Below are 13,965 nucleotides of genomic sequence, written 5' to 3'. Positions count from 1 at the left end.
TTTTATTCTATACAAAAACAAAAAAATTACAGATAAAAAGGACTTCGGCATCTTCATTTGCCGAAGTCCTTTCTTTAGCTAGGGTTTTGTCCCAGCCTCTTTTTTTGTTACAATGAAGTGAAGGATTCAAAAGTAAGGGGTGCATGACAAGCATATATGGATTTTTCAAAGCGATGAGGCGAGTTTTGATTTTAATACATATTTAATGACGCAAGATTATGTGACATGGCCTGTTCGTCAAAAATATTTAGCGGAGCTGTTAGAAGTAGGAGCTTCGGTTTTTATTTGGCGTCGAACAGGGAATGAACAATATAAAGCAGGTGTTGTAGCGATTGCTACGATTACGAAAATGATATATGAAGCAGAAGTGTTACATGAAGATATGTTTGCAATGGCAGAGCTACAATTAATTGATGTTGACACGACACCATGTGTACCATGAGATTTATTAGCGACGATGAAGTCATTTAAAGAGCTACAAATTTTAATAATGAATCAAATATACAAACTATTTAATTTCACTTGTACACGCGAAATTACTACAAAAATGGGGGACGTTTAAATGAAAATAGAAGGTGGTCGATTGTATGAAGAAACGCTTGCTCGTTATGAATGCTTTAATCACCGCAATGATTTGTGTTGTGGTCATGTTGTGAAAATCAGGGCCGCCGACGCCAACCGTACAAGCGGATCATAAAAATATTAGAGTGACGCGTGGGACGTATTGTTGGAAAGGGCGTTTACAAACGACATGCGAAGATACGATTTCTCCACCAGACATTGTGAGGTCGCAACAAATCAAATCAAACCGAAACGTGTCGCACCGAATGCTGATATTGAGATTAAGTTTCAACAAAAACCTAATGAAGATATGTTAGGCGTTAACATATGGTCAGGGAGCGCGCAGAAAATGTGCCGTTAACGGACAATAATTTTCGAGCGCCGAGACGACCGGGCGTTTACGTGTATGACGTATTTGCACGTTGGAACGAAGATGACGCAAGCTATACGTTCACCATCGAAGTACAATAAGAATCAACAAAAAAGCGCTACTTCGTCATGAAACGGTGCTTTTGCTATTTTATAATTTGACACGCTGTAGACGTAACGCATTTAACACGAGAGATACAGAACTGAATGCCATTACGGCACCTGCAACCCAAGGCACTAATAACCCCCCTGCGGCAACCGTAATGTCTACTGTGTTATAAGCGACCGCCCAAAATAAATTTTGTTTAATGTTGCGCATCGTTTTACGACTCATGACGATGGCATCGGCAATACCTGATAAGTCACCACGCATTAGCGTAATATCAGATACTTCCATCGCAACATTAGTACCTGTCCCAATCGCCATACCGATATCGGCTGTAGCAAGTGCTGGCGCGTCATTGATACCCTCACAACCCATTGCGACTTTCTTACCTTGTTGCTGTAATGCTGTCACATGTTTCGCTTTATCTTCAGGTAATACTTCTGAAATGACATGTTGAATATCGACTTGTTTGGCGATGGAGTATGCCGTATGTTCATTATCGCCTGTTAACATAATGACGTCTCAATATTCACCGCTTGTAGACGTTGTATTGCTACACATGATGTCGCTTTCACAGTATCTGCAACGGCAATGATACCAACATAAACTTCATCAATCGCAACGAGCATCGCTGTTTTACCCGATTGCTCGAGTTCCACCATTTGTTGTGCGGCATCATGCGTATCAATATGATTGTTGTGCATGAGTTGATGTGTACCGATTAGCACTTTGCGACCAGCTGCTGTCGCTTTCACTCCATAACCAGTCAGTGCTTTAAATATGTCGGCTTGTCCACTCATGATTCCTTTATCGATAATACCGTTCACAATCGCTTGTGCGAGTGGGTATTCAGACGATTTTTCCGCTGCTCCGATAAGCGGCAACATTGAATCAGCAACGAAAATATCTGTTAATACAGGTTTCCGTTTAAAAAGTCGATCTTCAACTATTTTCAGCTAGAAAAACAGCTATTCTCATCAAGTTTTTTTGCCTCTCTGATATCAAATTTCTATACAGTAGTACCAGATGAGCAATTTAGAGACGATCTTCAAAATAAAACGAAAGTAATTTTTAAATAAAATTCGATTTTTATCTCTTGACCAAATACTTTTTCTATGAAGAACGGACTTTCGCATGGCGACCATGAACGAAGTAATAAATAACAATTGTAATCAGTACTAAAACAGCCATTGAAGCATACATGCCACGATAGCCAAAATGCGGTAAAATGGCACCGATAATAATAGGGCCAACGCCGATTCCGGCATCCATCGCAATATAGAATGTCGATGTAGCTAGGCCAATACGGTGATTTGGAGCTAAATTGACAACCGCTACTTGGCTACAAGAAATCATATTCCCAAAGCCTAGCGCGATTAATGCACTTGCTACAAGCATCATGCCACTACCATATGATTGACTTAAACAGAAAAGACCAATCGTAAATAAAATAAGAGCAGGATAAATGATAATATTTTCGCCGCGTAAATCGAGTAATTTGCCAGTGAACGGGCGTGAGCCAAGTAAAAATACGGCATAGACAATAAAGAAAATACTTGCAGCACTCGTTAATTTCGCTTCAATTGCAAAAGGGCTTAAATAAGAAAGCACACTTGCATAGGTGATACCTAAAATAAAGATGATGATCGCCATTGGTACGGCTGATTTTTCAAAGAAATCTTGTAAGCGGAAGCCACGCATTTCTTTGATTTGCTGAGGAGATAGTGGCATCTCTGGGATTTTAGCGAAAAGCATGACGATAATATTAATCATCGCAAAGGCCGTACATGTAACAAAAATCCAGTTGAAATCTGCGTGCTGCGTAATTAAAATCCCGATAAACGGGCCAATTGCTGTAGCAAGTGGTGTGCTTAGTGAGAAATAGCTTGTTCCTTCACCTCGACGTGCTAGTGGAATAATGCTCATAACAGCTGTCCCCATAACGGTTGTGACAACGCCAAATGCAATCCCGTGAATAAAACGAATCGTTAATAATAACGTGAAGTTTGTTACGAAGAAATATAATAAACAAGCAATTAAAAATAAAATAAGGCTTGCATAAAGTAATTTACGGCGACCGACAACATCGATATATTTACCAGCAAATAGGCGTGAGCATAGTGAGCCGATAACGAAAATACTTGCTGCTAGACCAGCTGTTGTTTGAGAGGCATTAAATTGTTCGATGGCATACAGTGTCATCGTTGTCATTAATAAATAGAACGTTAAGAATACTAAAAATGCGGTTAGCGTAATAATAATAAAATCTTTCGTCCAAAGTTTGGCTTTTGTCATACTAGTTTGAGTCAACTCCATTGATATTGTTCAACATTTTAAGTAAGGTTTGGAACGCCACATCTAGCTCCTCTTCGGAAATATCTTTAAATGTGTTGGCTTCAAAGTTTTTTTTCGCCTGTTTCAAATCATGCTGCGTATCCTGGGCATGACTGCTTAGTATAATGCGGCGCTCTCGGCTATCCTCAGACGGGGCACGTTCAATAAAATCGTGCGCCTCTAAATGCTTGACCGCACGTGTCACAGAAGATTTTTCAACACTTAAATATTTTGCAATGTCCACAAGCGAAGAAGATCCGTCTTTAATTAATAAATACTCGATAATCCCAAGCTGTGACTGTGTTAACTGAAGTGGCGCCATACGATGATTTAAGTCCTTTGTCATCGCACGAGATACTTGAAAGAATTGATGGACGAGGTCGTTTAAGTTGGCCAAATGTTGTCCCTCCTTTAAATAGTTGCATATGCAACTATATAGTTCGTAGTGTGAGATGTCAATATTTAAATTATTTTTTCATGGAAAGTTGAAAAAAATTGAACGAGCATCGTCTAATAAGAAAGGGGTGAAAAAAGTGGAGGTAAAATGGCGGCGTATTGTCGATAAATATACGAAAAAGCTTTTTCAATTAAGCTATTTGTATGTGAAGGATTTTCATGCTGCGGAGGATATTGTCCAGGATGTATTTCTCCGCTTTTTTGAGAAACAGCATGATTTTAGACAGGAATCCTCAATTGAAACGTATCTAACGCGTATTACGATTAATTGCTCAAAGGACTATTTGAAAAGCTGGCGTTACCGTACGCATCAGGTGACGACGTATTTTACAGGTGGGTATGAAATGAAAAATCAGCTTATTGCAACAGAGGAACGCCTTGAAATTGCTGAAGCGGTGCTACAATTACCGATTAAATATCGTGAAATTATTATTCTTTATTTTTATGAAAATCAATCTTTTGCAGAGATGAGTGAGCTATTGCAGCTACCCATTAGCACAATTCATTACCGTTACAAAAAGGCACAGCAAAAGCTAAAGGAGAAATTGAGCACTTTAGAATGGGAGGGATTATTCCATGAATGAGCTTGAACGACAATTGCATCAAAAAATCGGTGATACTACCGTACATGAGGAGCGTATTAAAAAAAGACTTCATGAAAAAATGCACAAAAAGCGTCAAAAAAAGATGTATTGGCTAGTGCCGGTTGTTGTCATCACACTTTTAATTATTAGCTTACGTCTGCAAGCAACGCCTCCCTTCAAATCAGCGGATTCTCCGGCAGTAATCGAGCAATCTTTTATCACACATGCACAAACAGGTGAACAACTAGCGATTTCAACGGAGTTGTATGATTTATTAATTCGATTTTTAGCAGAAGGGAAAGAGGTTCCGCTTCGCTATACACCCTCTGCCTATGTTAAGCAAGGCTACTATGTAACAGCGGATTGTAAGGAGACCTTCTGTGGTATGTCATTTATCGTTACATCAGGAGACGCGGATTATCTTTCATCCTTTGAAAAGGGGCGCTTGCTGGAGGAACAGCTGTCACCAGACAAAAAAAACGTTATGGCGATAATAGAAAATGAAGACGGCAAACGCTTGAAATTCATTAACAATACAAAGAATGAGCAACATTACCAGACGAATAAACAAGTAAAGAATTTGCGTACGGCAGCATGGATTTCACCAACGAAGATAAGGCTTTATTTTAACGACAAACGAACGAAAGTAATTGAATTGCCAAAAGGGGGCGTATCGAAATGAAAAAAATGGTAGTAAGTGTGGTTATATGTATGTTACTAGCAGCTTGTAGTGCGCAAACAACGAGTACTTCATTAGATGGCTTATATTTCACGGGACGGTATAATTCACTGAATTCGCTTGAATTTAAAGGGAATACGTTAATCGTCAAAAAAGGCGAGGATAATATAAAGCCTAGCATGGAGCCTGAGGAAGTACGTGTTGTGAAGAATGAGCAGCAGACATATAAGGGGATTCAAGTAGAAATCAAAGATGATAGGTATTATATTACCGGGGAGGACAATTTTTCGATGACATTAAAGAAAACAGGGAAACGAATTGTTGAGGATGCGTCTGGTGAGGAATATGTAGCTAGCTATGAATTTTAATAAAAATCCCGCTTCTCCTTTTGAATAGAAGCGGGATTTTTGTGTTGATATGGTATAATAATAGAGCAACAGAGCCTCTCAGAAGGGAGGCGATTTATGGTGCTTGCTCTTGTGTTGCTACTAGTTACGCCATTTCTATGCGTTCATATCGAACGTGTAGATGGCAAGCTAAAAGTGACGCGCATTTATTTTGGCGTAAACCGAGATAAAAAGGACAAACAAAAAAACACTAATCAAGAAGATTAGCGTCCAATCCTAAATCATTTTAGCTGCTAGGCACAGCTTAAGTGTGTGATCTTTCACATGTACTTTTACTAAACGAGAGCATCAACACTGAAAGTTGGCGCTTCCAGTGAAGACTGTTGCAAAGGTCGATGTTCGCGCATCGGCCTTTTTTATATGTCCAATTGTACCACGAATTTTATAATAAAGACAATAAGCTATCTGGTTTTAGGTCGTACTGGCCATTGGTTTGCCTTTGTATCGTCACTGCTCTATCATGAATTAATAACCTAAATTTAGGTTTATTAGGAGGAATTTGCTCAATGGAAAAATCGTCACTGAAAGTTGTCTTACTTATCATGGTGCTTGCAATCATTCCGCTAGCTGGATGGTCATCGCCTCAGCAGGATTTTAAGGAGCTAGAAAAGAAATATGATGCGCGTCTAGGTATTTATGTAATCGATACCGCAACAAATAAAAAAATAGCGTACCATGCAAATGAACGATTCGCATTTACGTCGACGTATAAGGCACTTGCGGCGGGGGTTTTACTGCAAAACGCTTCATTAGAGCAATTAGAAACGGTTATTCTGTATACAAAGGATGATCTTGTCGCATATTCACCCGTGACAGAGCTTTATACAGATACAGGGATGACACTACGAGAAATTAGTGAGGCGGCTGTTCGATACAGTGACAATACAGCAGGGAATCTGTTATTTCATGCAATTGGTGGTCCAAAGGGATTTGAACAAAGCCTTCGCAAAATGGGCGACAAAACAACATACGCTAATCGTTTTGAAACAGAATTGAATACAGCCATTCCAGGAGATAAACGTGACACGAGCACTGCCAAAGCACTCGCAATTGATTTGAAGAAATATACTATCGACAGTACATTATCAATTGAAAAGCGACAGCTTCTACTCGATTGGATGGCGGATAATAAAACAGGAGATGCTTTAATTCGTGCAGGCGTTCCAACAGACTGGAAGGTTGTAGATAAGAGTGGTGCCGGAAGCTACGGAACAAGAAATGATATTGCGGTTGTCTTTCCACCAAATCGAGCACCGATTGTTTTAGCTATTCTTTCAAGTAGAAGTGAGCAAAATGCTACATACGATAATCAATTGATTGAAGAGGCAACGCGAGTTATCATAAAATCTTTACACTAAAAAACGAGACTGGAACAAAACACATCATGTTCCTTTTTTAGCGTTCATAATGAAAAACCGGAACCGTGCCAAAGCACGATTCCGGTTTTTCTTATACTCATAGGAGCGGTTATTTTATATGTATGTTACAACCTTTTTATTTAGTCATATTTCGAAAGCATGTGCTGAATTTCTTCCTTCATTTCAGCACGAAAACTTGCAGGACTAAGCACTTCGATATGCGGCCCCTGACTAAGCAGCCACATTTTGATTCCCTTACCATACACCTCTGCCTCGAATTCATTATTATGTAATTGGCGTGCTGTTGGAATACGGTCCAATACAGCTTGTACAGATGGACCAGTGAAGCGAAAACGGATTGTCATAAGCGCCCCTGTATACATAAATTGAATACGATCACGAAAAGCACTTTCACTAAAATAGGCAATATTATAAGATGGTTTAAAATGAGGCTGACTTTCTAATGATTGAATACGGTCTATGCGGTAAATCGTTGGATAGTCAGGTTTAAACGATGTTTGATAGGCTATTAAATAAAAATAATATTCGGAGAAAATAATGCCAACTGGAAAAAGCACAGTTGGTTTTTTAGATGGGTTAAATTCTTTGGTATAAACGATACGAATGCAATTTTTTTCTTCAATCTCTTTCGCAAGCTGCCAAAGCAAGTTTGTTACAGAAATATTTGTCTGCAAATTTCTATAGCCTGACATATCACTAGATAGCACATTTTGTAATATTTTTCGTTGGTCTAAGTTTATCTGACCAATTAAATGCTCGATAATTTGCTGCATTTCATTTTTTAAAAAGGCGCGTGATTCTAATAAAATTTTCGTTGTTGAATAAATAACATCGGGCTTTAATAAACTATTTCGTTCATGCCAAAAATACTTTTTTTCAGAGGCATTATATCGTATAGGTGCTTGTATGCCTTGTTGCTCTAAAAAATCTCGAATTTGGTTGAAATCGCGCTGAATCGTTTTTTCACTTACTTGAAATTCAGCCGCAATGGCCCTTTTATTAAGTCCTTCACCTGCATAAAATCGTGAATAAATTGATAAGACGCGCGTTATTTGGTTTGTATCCATTTAAAATACTCCTTTATATTTGTTAGCTAAAATAATTGAAAAATATTTTAGATGGTCATAACATGTCCATGTGTCTATTGTATTATGAATTTGTAAAGTTAAACAATACAAAAGAGGTGTTTAATGTGAAAAATATAATTCTTAATAATCATTTATCTGATGAATATAATGCGCTTAGTAACAACTCAAATCATCCGTTTACATTAGGTGGTTATGAATGGCCAACGGTAACGCATTATATTGAGGCGCAAAAATTTGTTGGAACTGCTAGATTTGAGGAAATCCGTTTAATGGTAACACCAGAAGAAGCGGAAAAAGCAGGTGAAAATCTTGAGCTGGCAAATGAAAATACGGTAACAAGAGCAGCATTAATAGCGAAACTTTATACGTACCCAGAAATTTTAGCGTTACTACTCGATACAAACGGACGAGCCATTCAAGATGCAGCAGACCCAATATGGAATAAACTAGGGTTTTATTGGACAATGATTCGAAATGAATTTCAGAATATTTTGATTTTAGAAAGTGAAAAAGAGCCTTCGAATGTAGCGGCAGTAGATTATATTGAACGTCATAAGGTAATAGAAGAGCTTCGTGGCCTACCAGCGGATGCATTTAGTAAGCTCCGTCATCTTCAGCCTGAGGTAGGATGCTTTAATCGCTGTAGCTTTTGCAGTCAAAGTGCAGGAACACGTATTTGGTCGCTTAATCTAAATGGCTTACAAAATATTTTTTCAGCACTTAAAACCGTCGCAATGGAAAAGGCACAGCAGTTCCGTACACAGGAAGGAGACTATTATCTAGATCCAACAGGGCCACTAACACTTAATCAACGTTTCCATCCATATTTTGAAATGCCAAAACATGGACTACTTGGCTATGGACGTCTTTCACATCGACCAGGGGTTATTTTCCCTTACTTAGATAATGACATTAGCACGTACCCATTTTTAAAGCAGTATATTCAGTATGCCGCAGAGGATTTAGGGGTGAAAGTTCGCCTTTCTACAGTCGGCTACAGTCGTCATAATACACAGCTTCAGGACATGCATGACCAGATCAATGAGCATCATTTGAATCATGTCGCAGGCGTAAGATTATCGATTACACCGTATACGTATGGCTGGAAAAATAAGGCCACTCGTGATTCATTCAAGGAGGATGTAGCCAATGTATTAGCGACGTATAAACCGTTAATTGACCATTTAAAGCCTGGTCAACGTACAGGATGCGTGGAGTTCCGCTTCAAGCCATTACTAGAAGATCGATTAGTATTCCGTGAATTATTTGATGCAAATGACCATCATGTGATGGCAGTCGGGCCGTATGCACTGATGTCGACTGAGCGGGCAGCACCTTTTACAAAAAGTTATATACACGTTGATGAGGCAAATCAAATGCATGTAGATGGGAAAGGGCAATCTTATTTAATGATTCAGTCGGATAAGCTACGAGATGTTGCGACAGATGAGCTGTCGATGACTGTAGAAATGCTGCTGACAGAGGCGCATGCGATGAGCCGCTTTGTGCAAGTATACTTGTTTGAAAATGAAGATGGTGTTTACTATGGGGTAGACCCAATGATGCAGAATAATGGTATGTTTGCCAAGCAATTTTATCCACCAACAGCAAAACGACCATCCGCTGGCTGTATTGATTCGGAGCGCTATTTTTTAAATACATTACTCAGCTATAAACGCCAAAAGGGAATTTCAGATAGACGAGGTACATTTGAAGCGGCTACCTGGACGGATGTAGCGAATACAGTGCATTTATTAATGCATGCAGCGGCGGAGCTTGCGTCATCTAACCAGCATGCAGCCAATTATGTACAGGCTGAAATTATTCCATTAATCCAACTGTATGCAGAGGCACTATTAACAGCTGGCTATGCCCCGAGTTACTTTTTCCTTTCAACATTTACAGTAGATACAGGAAGCATTTGCAATTTGGGGAAGGCGTATAATGAATTTAAACATTTAGCTAGTAGACCACATATTCCATTAACACCACAGCAGGAGAAGTCCTTTGGTTTGCAGGGTGCATTAAGCATGGAAGGGGAAAAATGGCGCATCAGTGTCGCGCCATATAGTCATCAGGTATTGCGAGATACGTCTATTGGTAAACGAAATCTTCTTGCAGATAAAGGAAGCTTACTGATTGAACGTGAAAATTTAGCCCTGCGTTCAGTCGGTGGCGCAAATGGAATGGCTGATATTCGACAACATGTCCCCTTTTCACATATTGATATTTTTAATGTAAGTGACGGAGAAGAAAGAATTATTGGTAGTAAATAAATGATGTAGGAGATTGCCAAAAAGGGTAATCTCTTTTTTGAATGAATGATAATATTAGAAAAAAATCCAAATGGAAGGGAGTGTCTCATTGGAAGATATGTTTGAGAATGAATTTTCTTGGCTCTTTTTAGTAGGAAATAGACCGAATGAGATTACTGTGTCTGACATAGAATTATTGAACAAATTTGTTTAGGGAACCAAGTGTTTTTTTCAACAAACAATTCAAATCTACAGTTCCATAAAAAATTAGATTTAGTTGGATTTGTTAAGGAAGAGTCTATTTATCTAGATATTGAAATAAAAGAAAATTCAACTGTTCTTTTCATAGGAAATGATGCAAATGAAATGTTTATTTTGTCAAACGAGCAACAATTTGAGAATAGTAATCATTTTAAAAAAATACTACCATCTTTTGTCCAATTTACACAGTATGATTATGATTAGTGTTGGCTGCTGCAAATGGGATTTTACTCAGCAACTCGAGATTATCTTAATGCAAAATAATGAATGAAAGCAGGAGATACATGTGGACAAGGAGCTAATTTTAGAGATTCCTTCTAATCATACAGAAGCGGCAATTGTATCTTTTTCATTTTTCATCAATGAAACGACGTTGAATTGGAATGAGTTATATTTTGGCGTAGAGACGGGCTTTTTAACATTACAGCATGTGGTTGAAAAGGCAGAAATGGAAGCATCTACACAGCAGGATGTTCCTGAAAGTGTGTTAGAAGCTTCTTTTCTTTTGAAAGGTGAAGAAGATGAAATAGAAAAAGCGCTACAAAACCTGATAAAGCAGGGTGTCATTGTGAAGCAGAGCTTAGAAGATGTCGAATTTCTACAGAAGTGTAAGCGGAAATTTCTTTATATCATTATGCTATGGCTGTACCAGCAAAACTGCGAGTCGATTTCAGTGAGTAACACGACATTGTATCGTCTGATTTGGGATTTTAAAGGTGGATTTTCTGACGCAACCTATGAATTTGAACATGCAGTAAGTAAAATGGATGTTGATGCAGCCTTTTTAGAAGTGTGGGCAGCGTATTTGAAAGAGGAGAAGGAATTGAAGTTGTTTTGATTAGAGAAGGGGTTTAATGAATTGATTAATACGAAGATTTTTGAATGTGATAATGATGATTTGGAATATGATTTTTATGAGTCAGAAGTTCTGACTGAAAATGTATTAAAAGATGTTGAAGAAAAGTTTGGAATAAAGCTGCCTGAAACATATATTGAGTTAATGAAAGCGAAAAATGGTGGTATGATATCTTTTCAAAACAATACATATTATTTTGAATATATGAATCCTCATGATGGAGAACATTGTCGAAGTTCTTTAAATATATTTCAATTGAGAGGGATTACACTTGATAAGATAGGTATTGGGTGTACATTTGAAATGATTGAGGAGTGGGAGTATCCAGAAGATATTGTAATTCTTTTGCATGAGGGACATTATTGTGTATGTTTAGATTATAGAAATTATAATGGAAATAATCCACCCGTTAGTTATATTGATTTAGAGGTAGAGTTAGATGTGATTGTGGCAGATGATTTTGAAGAGTTGATTAATAATTTAACAGTGGATATCGACGATGACGATGAAGAATACGAAAATGATGAAGAGCATATAGCATATGAGGAAGAAGTAAAAATCTTTGATCGCAATGAATTTGAAGGTTTATTTGAGCGTTATCAAGATGAGATTGAGATAGTAGACGGTATTCATTATTTTTTAAATAGTGCAGGAGATAGTGAATGGTTTATTAAACAATTAAAGAAAGCGATTAATAGTAACCATGTTTTTGTTGTCGAAGAAACTGTTCATGCTTTAATTGGCATATTAAAAAAATATAAGAAAACAGTGTTTTTACATAATGTTAAAAAAGATATAGAAGAAATAGCTCAGGTTGTTTATAACAGTGAAGAGTATGATGTAAACAAATATAGTATTCGACTTAAAAGTTATATTGAAAATTATATTATTTAATTTTTGAAAAGCTATTTAAAATTAAAAGACTGGAAATCATAGTGATTTCCGGTCTTTTTTATTAAGGAAGCCCTAGAGTTATTGAAAATTATTGTCAAATCTATCGGTGTGCTGACCTTCGTCCCAAACAACGGTAATGTATGCATTTTTCAATGCTTCCTTAATTTCTTGTTCCGATGTATTTTTCAAATTTATAATCACTTTTTCCTCATAAATATAATCACCATTTTTTGCGTTTCCTTCTGCTGACGTTCCTACCCAATATACATCACCTAAAAGTTTCTTTAGATGAACATCCGTTTCTACGTGTGCATTTTTCAAATTGTCATAATTACTTATTTTTGAATACAGGATTAATTTTTTGAAATTCTCTGGCGTAATATTTTGATCTTTCTCGCCACCAATCGAATTTAATTCTTTCTCGCTTAACTCGACTATCTCAGAATGGGTATCGATATTTATTGAGTTATTGCTACAAGCAGCAAGAGATAGGGCTGCTAGGATAAATAAAGATTTAATTTTACGCATATTTTATCCACCGACTTCATAATATTTACTAAATTATACCAAATAATACATTTTATTAGTATGGTAAATATCACGCTTAAGCCTTTCTGTAAAATTTAAATAAACTAAAAGAATCCAATCTGGAAACATTAGCTATTCCAGCGTTTTCGGCTTTCTTCCTCTTTTGCGTGGATTTTTAACAACCAGCTAGTTTTAAATGGGTTATTTTGCTAGTTCGCGTAACTAGTTCTTATCGGTATAAGCATAAATGCGTTAAAATCAGCTCTTTCATTTCAATTGAATTTAAAAGTTATCTTAAATTAACATGGTTAACTCAATTTAAATAGTTGAGGTTTACTAAAGTTATGGATAAAAGTGTGTTAATAGGATGACATTGTATAAAAGGGATTAAAAAATCAATATAAAATTATCGAACTTATTTTTTATGTTTAAATACAATAATGCTATTCTAATAGTTATTAACACTTTTATTCATAACTATTTAAAGTCTATTTAATTCATTTAAGTAAATTTTTAATTTTTGAAGTTCTATTTCTACATATTTGTAATCTTCTGCTACATATGTAATAACAGAGTATGTATTAAATTTTTGAGAATAAAAAGGGTATCTTAAATTATTATGTAATTGTTGATAATTTATTTCCCCTAATATACATTCTACTAATTGTTGTCGAATGGTTTTTCTTAAATTTTCTTCTGTTGAAACAATTTCAAGCAAAAATTCAATAGCGTCTTCTACAGAATGATTTTGATTTCTTTTTCTGAAATATTCTAAATTAGGATTTACTATACTAAAAATTTTTGAACGAATATATTTCTCCATTGCTTGAATACAAAAATATATGGCATGTTTATATTCCCCATTTTTAAAAAGCAATTTAGAAACTTCTTCATCTTTTTTAGCTAATACCTCATATTCATTGGAAACATCAATTCTGTGTTTAACTTTTCCTAACTTCTTCATTTATAAGTATCTCCTTAATCATTACATTATTATGGTATTTAATTGCTTTGTCTTGTTGTTTCTATAAATCCTATTATTTCAGAAAATATTAAATATGTATGTTAATTATATGATACCACTAGCGTCGCATTAAAATAATTTAACACCTTTGAATAAACTGAATTTTCTGTAATATAATTCAAACACAAAAAAATCCTTTATAATGGTTGGGCGGTAGTAAACCATCCAAATCCAAAATAAAGGA

The 13,965-nt window shown here is 36.4% G+C and carries 17 protein-coding genes and 1 pseudogene; 12 read left to right on the top strand and 6 right to left on the bottom strand.

Annotated features, from left to right (window positions below; all coding sequences use genetic code 11):
• Positions 1-205 precede the first annotated feature (205 nt).
• The 3 genes from ACFSY7_RS11445 to ACFSY7_RS11435 all read left to right on the top strand — a co-directional run bounded on the left by ACFSY7_RS11445 (position 206) and on the right by ACFSY7_RS11435 (position 1,032).
• A complete protein-coding gene (locus ACFSY7_RS11445; protein WP_380147926.1) occupies positions 206-442 on the top strand; it encodes a hypothetical protein in 237 nt (78 codons plus the stop codon).
• A 120-nt stretch (positions 443-562) separates the two neighbouring features.
• A complete protein-coding gene (locus ACFSY7_RS11440; RefSeq protein ID WP_380147925.1) occupies positions 563-697 on the top strand; it encodes a hypothetical protein in 135 nt (44 codons plus the stop codon).
• Positions 698-888: 191 nt separating this feature from the next.
• Positions 889-1,032 carry a hypothetical protein gene (locus tag ACFSY7_RS11435; RefSeq protein ID WP_380147924.1) on the top strand — a complete coding sequence of 48 codons (144 nt, stop codon included), beginning with the start codon at positions 889-891 and terminating at the stop codon, positions 1,030-1,032.
• A 49-nt stretch (positions 1,033-1,081) separates the two neighbouring features.
• On the opposite strand, the pseudogene ACFSY7_RS11430 reads toward ACFSY7_RS11435, so the two are convergent.
• The 3 genes and pseudogenes from ACFSY7_RS11430 to ACFSY7_RS11420 form a co-directional block, all read right to left on the bottom strand.
• A pseudogene (locus tag ACFSY7_RS11430) lies at positions 1,082-1,959 on the bottom strand (HAD-IC family P-type ATPase); the annotation flags it as partial.
• A 190-nt stretch (positions 1,960-2,149) separates the two neighbouring features.
• Positions 2,150-3,331, bottom strand: coding sequence for an MFS transporter (locus ACFSY7_RS11425; RefSeq protein ID WP_380147923.1), 1,182 nt, complete (start codon positions 3,329-3,331; stop codon positions 2,150-2,152).
• Position 3,332: 1 nt separating this feature from the next.
• A complete protein-coding gene (locus tag ACFSY7_RS11420; protein ID WP_380147922.1) occupies positions 3,333-3,767 on the bottom strand; it encodes a MarR family winged helix-turn-helix transcriptional regulator in 435 nt (144 codons plus the stop codon).
• A 136-nt stretch (positions 3,768-3,903) separates the two neighbouring features.
• On the opposite strand from ACFSY7_RS11420, the gene ACFSY7_RS11415 reads away from it, so the two are divergent.
• The 5 genes from ACFSY7_RS11415 to bla all read left to right on the top strand — a co-directional run bounded on the left by ACFSY7_RS11415 (position 3,904) and on the right by bla (position 6,854).
• Positions 3,904-4,410 carry a sigma-70 family RNA polymerase sigma factor gene (locus ACFSY7_RS11415; protein ID WP_380147921.1) on the top strand — a complete coding sequence of 169 codons (507 nt, stop codon included), beginning with the start codon at positions 3,904-3,906 and terminating at the stop codon, positions 4,408-4,410.
• On the top strand, positions 4,403-5,092 hold the full coding sequence (locus ACFSY7_RS11410; RefSeq protein ID WP_380147920.1) for a hypothetical protein: 690 nt from the start codon (positions 4,403-4,405) through the stop codon (positions 5,090-5,092). Before ACFSY7_RS11415 ends, ACFSY7_RS11410 begins: the two co-directional genes overlap by 8 nt.
• The gene (locus tag ACFSY7_RS11405) at positions 5,089-5,457 is read left to right on the top strand and encodes a hypothetical protein (protein WP_380147919.1); all 369 of its coding nucleotides are present in this window, start codon (positions 5,089-5,091) and stop codon (positions 5,455-5,457) included. The genes ACFSY7_RS11410 and ACFSY7_RS11405 overlap by 4 nt, the downstream gene beginning before the upstream one ends.
• Before the next feature lie 96 nt (positions 5,458-5,553).
• Positions 5,554-5,703 (top strand): hypothetical protein, encoded by a 150-nt coding sequence (locus ACFSY7_RS11400; RefSeq protein WP_380147918.1) that lies wholly within the window; start codon positions 5,554-5,556, stop codon positions 5,701-5,703.
• 335 nt (positions 5,704-6,038) lie between these two features.
• Positions 6,039-6,854, top strand: coding sequence for a class A beta-lactamase (gene bla, locus ACFSY7_RS11395; RefSeq protein ID WP_380147927.1), 816 nt, complete (start codon positions 6,039-6,041; stop codon positions 6,852-6,854).
• A gap of 140 nt (positions 6,855-6,994) precedes the next feature.
• Here bla and ACFSY7_RS11390 read toward each other — a convergent pair whose 3' ends face one another.
• The gene (locus ACFSY7_RS11390) at positions 6,995-7,942 is read right to left on the bottom strand and encodes a helix-turn-helix transcriptional regulator (RefSeq protein ID WP_139994755.1); all 948 of its coding nucleotides are present in this window, start codon (positions 7,940-7,942) and stop codon (positions 6,995-6,997) included.
• 125 nt (positions 7,943-8,067) lie between these two features.
• Here ACFSY7_RS11390 and ACFSY7_RS11385 point away from each other — a divergent pair, with 125 nt between their 5' ends.
• From ACFSY7_RS11385 to ACFSY7_RS11370, 4 genes are all read left to right on the top strand, one after another.
• Positions 8,068-10,239: an NADAR family protein gene (locus ACFSY7_RS11385; RefSeq protein WP_380147917.1), complete on the top strand. Its 2,172-nt coding sequence runs from the start codon at positions 8,068-8,070 to the stop codon at positions 10,237-10,239.
• 201 nt (positions 10,240-10,440) lie between these two features.
• Positions 10,441-10,683: a hypothetical protein gene (locus tag ACFSY7_RS11380; protein ID WP_380147916.1), complete on the top strand. Its 243-nt coding sequence runs from the start codon at positions 10,441-10,443 to the stop codon at positions 10,681-10,683.
• Between the two features lie 82 nt (positions 10,684-10,765).
• Positions 10,766-11,317 (top strand): DUF2247 family protein, encoded by a 552-nt coding sequence (locus tag ACFSY7_RS11375; protein WP_380147915.1) that lies wholly within the window; start codon positions 10,766-10,768, stop codon positions 11,315-11,317.
• Positions 11,318-11,338: 21 nt separating this feature from the next.
• Positions 11,339-12,229 carry an SMI1/KNR4 family protein gene (locus ACFSY7_RS11370; protein WP_380147914.1) on the top strand — a complete coding sequence of 297 codons (891 nt, stop codon included), beginning with the start codon at positions 11,339-11,341 and terminating at the stop codon, positions 12,227-12,229.
• 78 nt (positions 12,230-12,307) lie between these two features.
• Here ACFSY7_RS11370 and ACFSY7_RS11365 read toward each other — a convergent pair whose 3' ends face one another.
• Together ACFSY7_RS11365 and ACFSY7_RS11360 are read right to left on the bottom strand one after the other, a co-directional pair.
• Positions 12,308-12,757: a hypothetical protein gene (locus tag ACFSY7_RS11365; RefSeq protein WP_380147913.1), complete on the bottom strand. Its 450-nt coding sequence runs from the start codon at positions 12,755-12,757 to the stop codon at positions 12,308-12,310.
• Between the two features lie 481 nt (positions 12,758-13,238).
• Entirely contained in the window at positions 13,239-13,721 is a 483-nt protein-coding gene (locus tag ACFSY7_RS11360; protein WP_380147912.1) for a HEPN domain-containing protein, read from the bottom strand.
• Positions 13,722-13,965 lie beyond the last annotated feature (244 nt).

The sequence above is a fragment of the Kurthia populi genome, assembly GCF_042686175.1.
GTDB classification, from domain to species: Bacteria; Bacillota; Bacilli; order Bacillales_A; family Planococcaceae; genus Kurthia; species Kurthia populi.
This window is presented reverse-complemented; position numbering and strand designations above follow the sequence as displayed.

Bases quoted from the DNA above. Each gene is read 5' to 3' on its own strand.
- ACFSY7_RS11445 (WP_380147926.1), top strand. From the start codon at position 206: ATGACGCAAGATTATGTGACATGGCCTGTTCGTCAAAAATATTTAGCG.
- ACFSY7_RS11440 (WP_380147925.1), top strand. From the start codon at position 563: ATGAAAATAGAAGGTGGTCGATTGTATGAAGAAACGCTTGCTCGTTAT.
- ACFSY7_RS11435 (WP_380147924.1), top strand. From the start codon at position 889: ATGGTCAGGGAGCGCGCAGAAAATGTGCCGTTAACGGACAATAATTTT.
- ACFSY7_RS11425 (WP_380147923.1), bottom strand. From the start codon at position 3,331: ATGACAAAAGCCAAACTTTGGACGAAAGATTTTATTATTATTACGCTA.
- ACFSY7_RS11410 (WP_380147920.1), top strand. From the start codon at position 4,403: ATGAATGAGCTTGAACGACAATTGCATCAAAAAATCGGTGATACTACC.
- ACFSY7_RS11405 (WP_380147919.1), top strand. From the start codon at position 5,089: ATGAAAAAAATGGTAGTAAGTGTGGTTATATGTATGTTACTAGCAGCT.
- ACFSY7_RS11400 (WP_380147918.1), top strand. From the start codon at position 5,554: ATGGTGCTTGCTCTTGTGTTGCTACTAGTTACGCCATTTCTATGCGTT.
- bla (WP_380147927.1), top strand. From the start codon at position 6,039: ATGGTGCTTGCAATCATTCCGCTAGCTGGATGGTCATCGCCTCAGCAG.
- ACFSY7_RS11390 (WP_139994755.1), bottom strand. From the start codon at position 7,942: ATGGATACAAACCAAATAACGCGCGTCTTATCAATTTATTCACGATTT.
- ACFSY7_RS11365 (WP_380147913.1), bottom strand. From the start codon at position 12,757: ATGCGTAAAATTAAATCTTTATTTATCCTAGCAGCCCTATCTCTTGCT.
- ACFSY7_RS11360 (WP_380147912.1), bottom strand. From the start codon at position 13,721: ATGAAGAAGTTAGGAAAAGTTAAACACAGAATTGATGTTTCCAATGAA.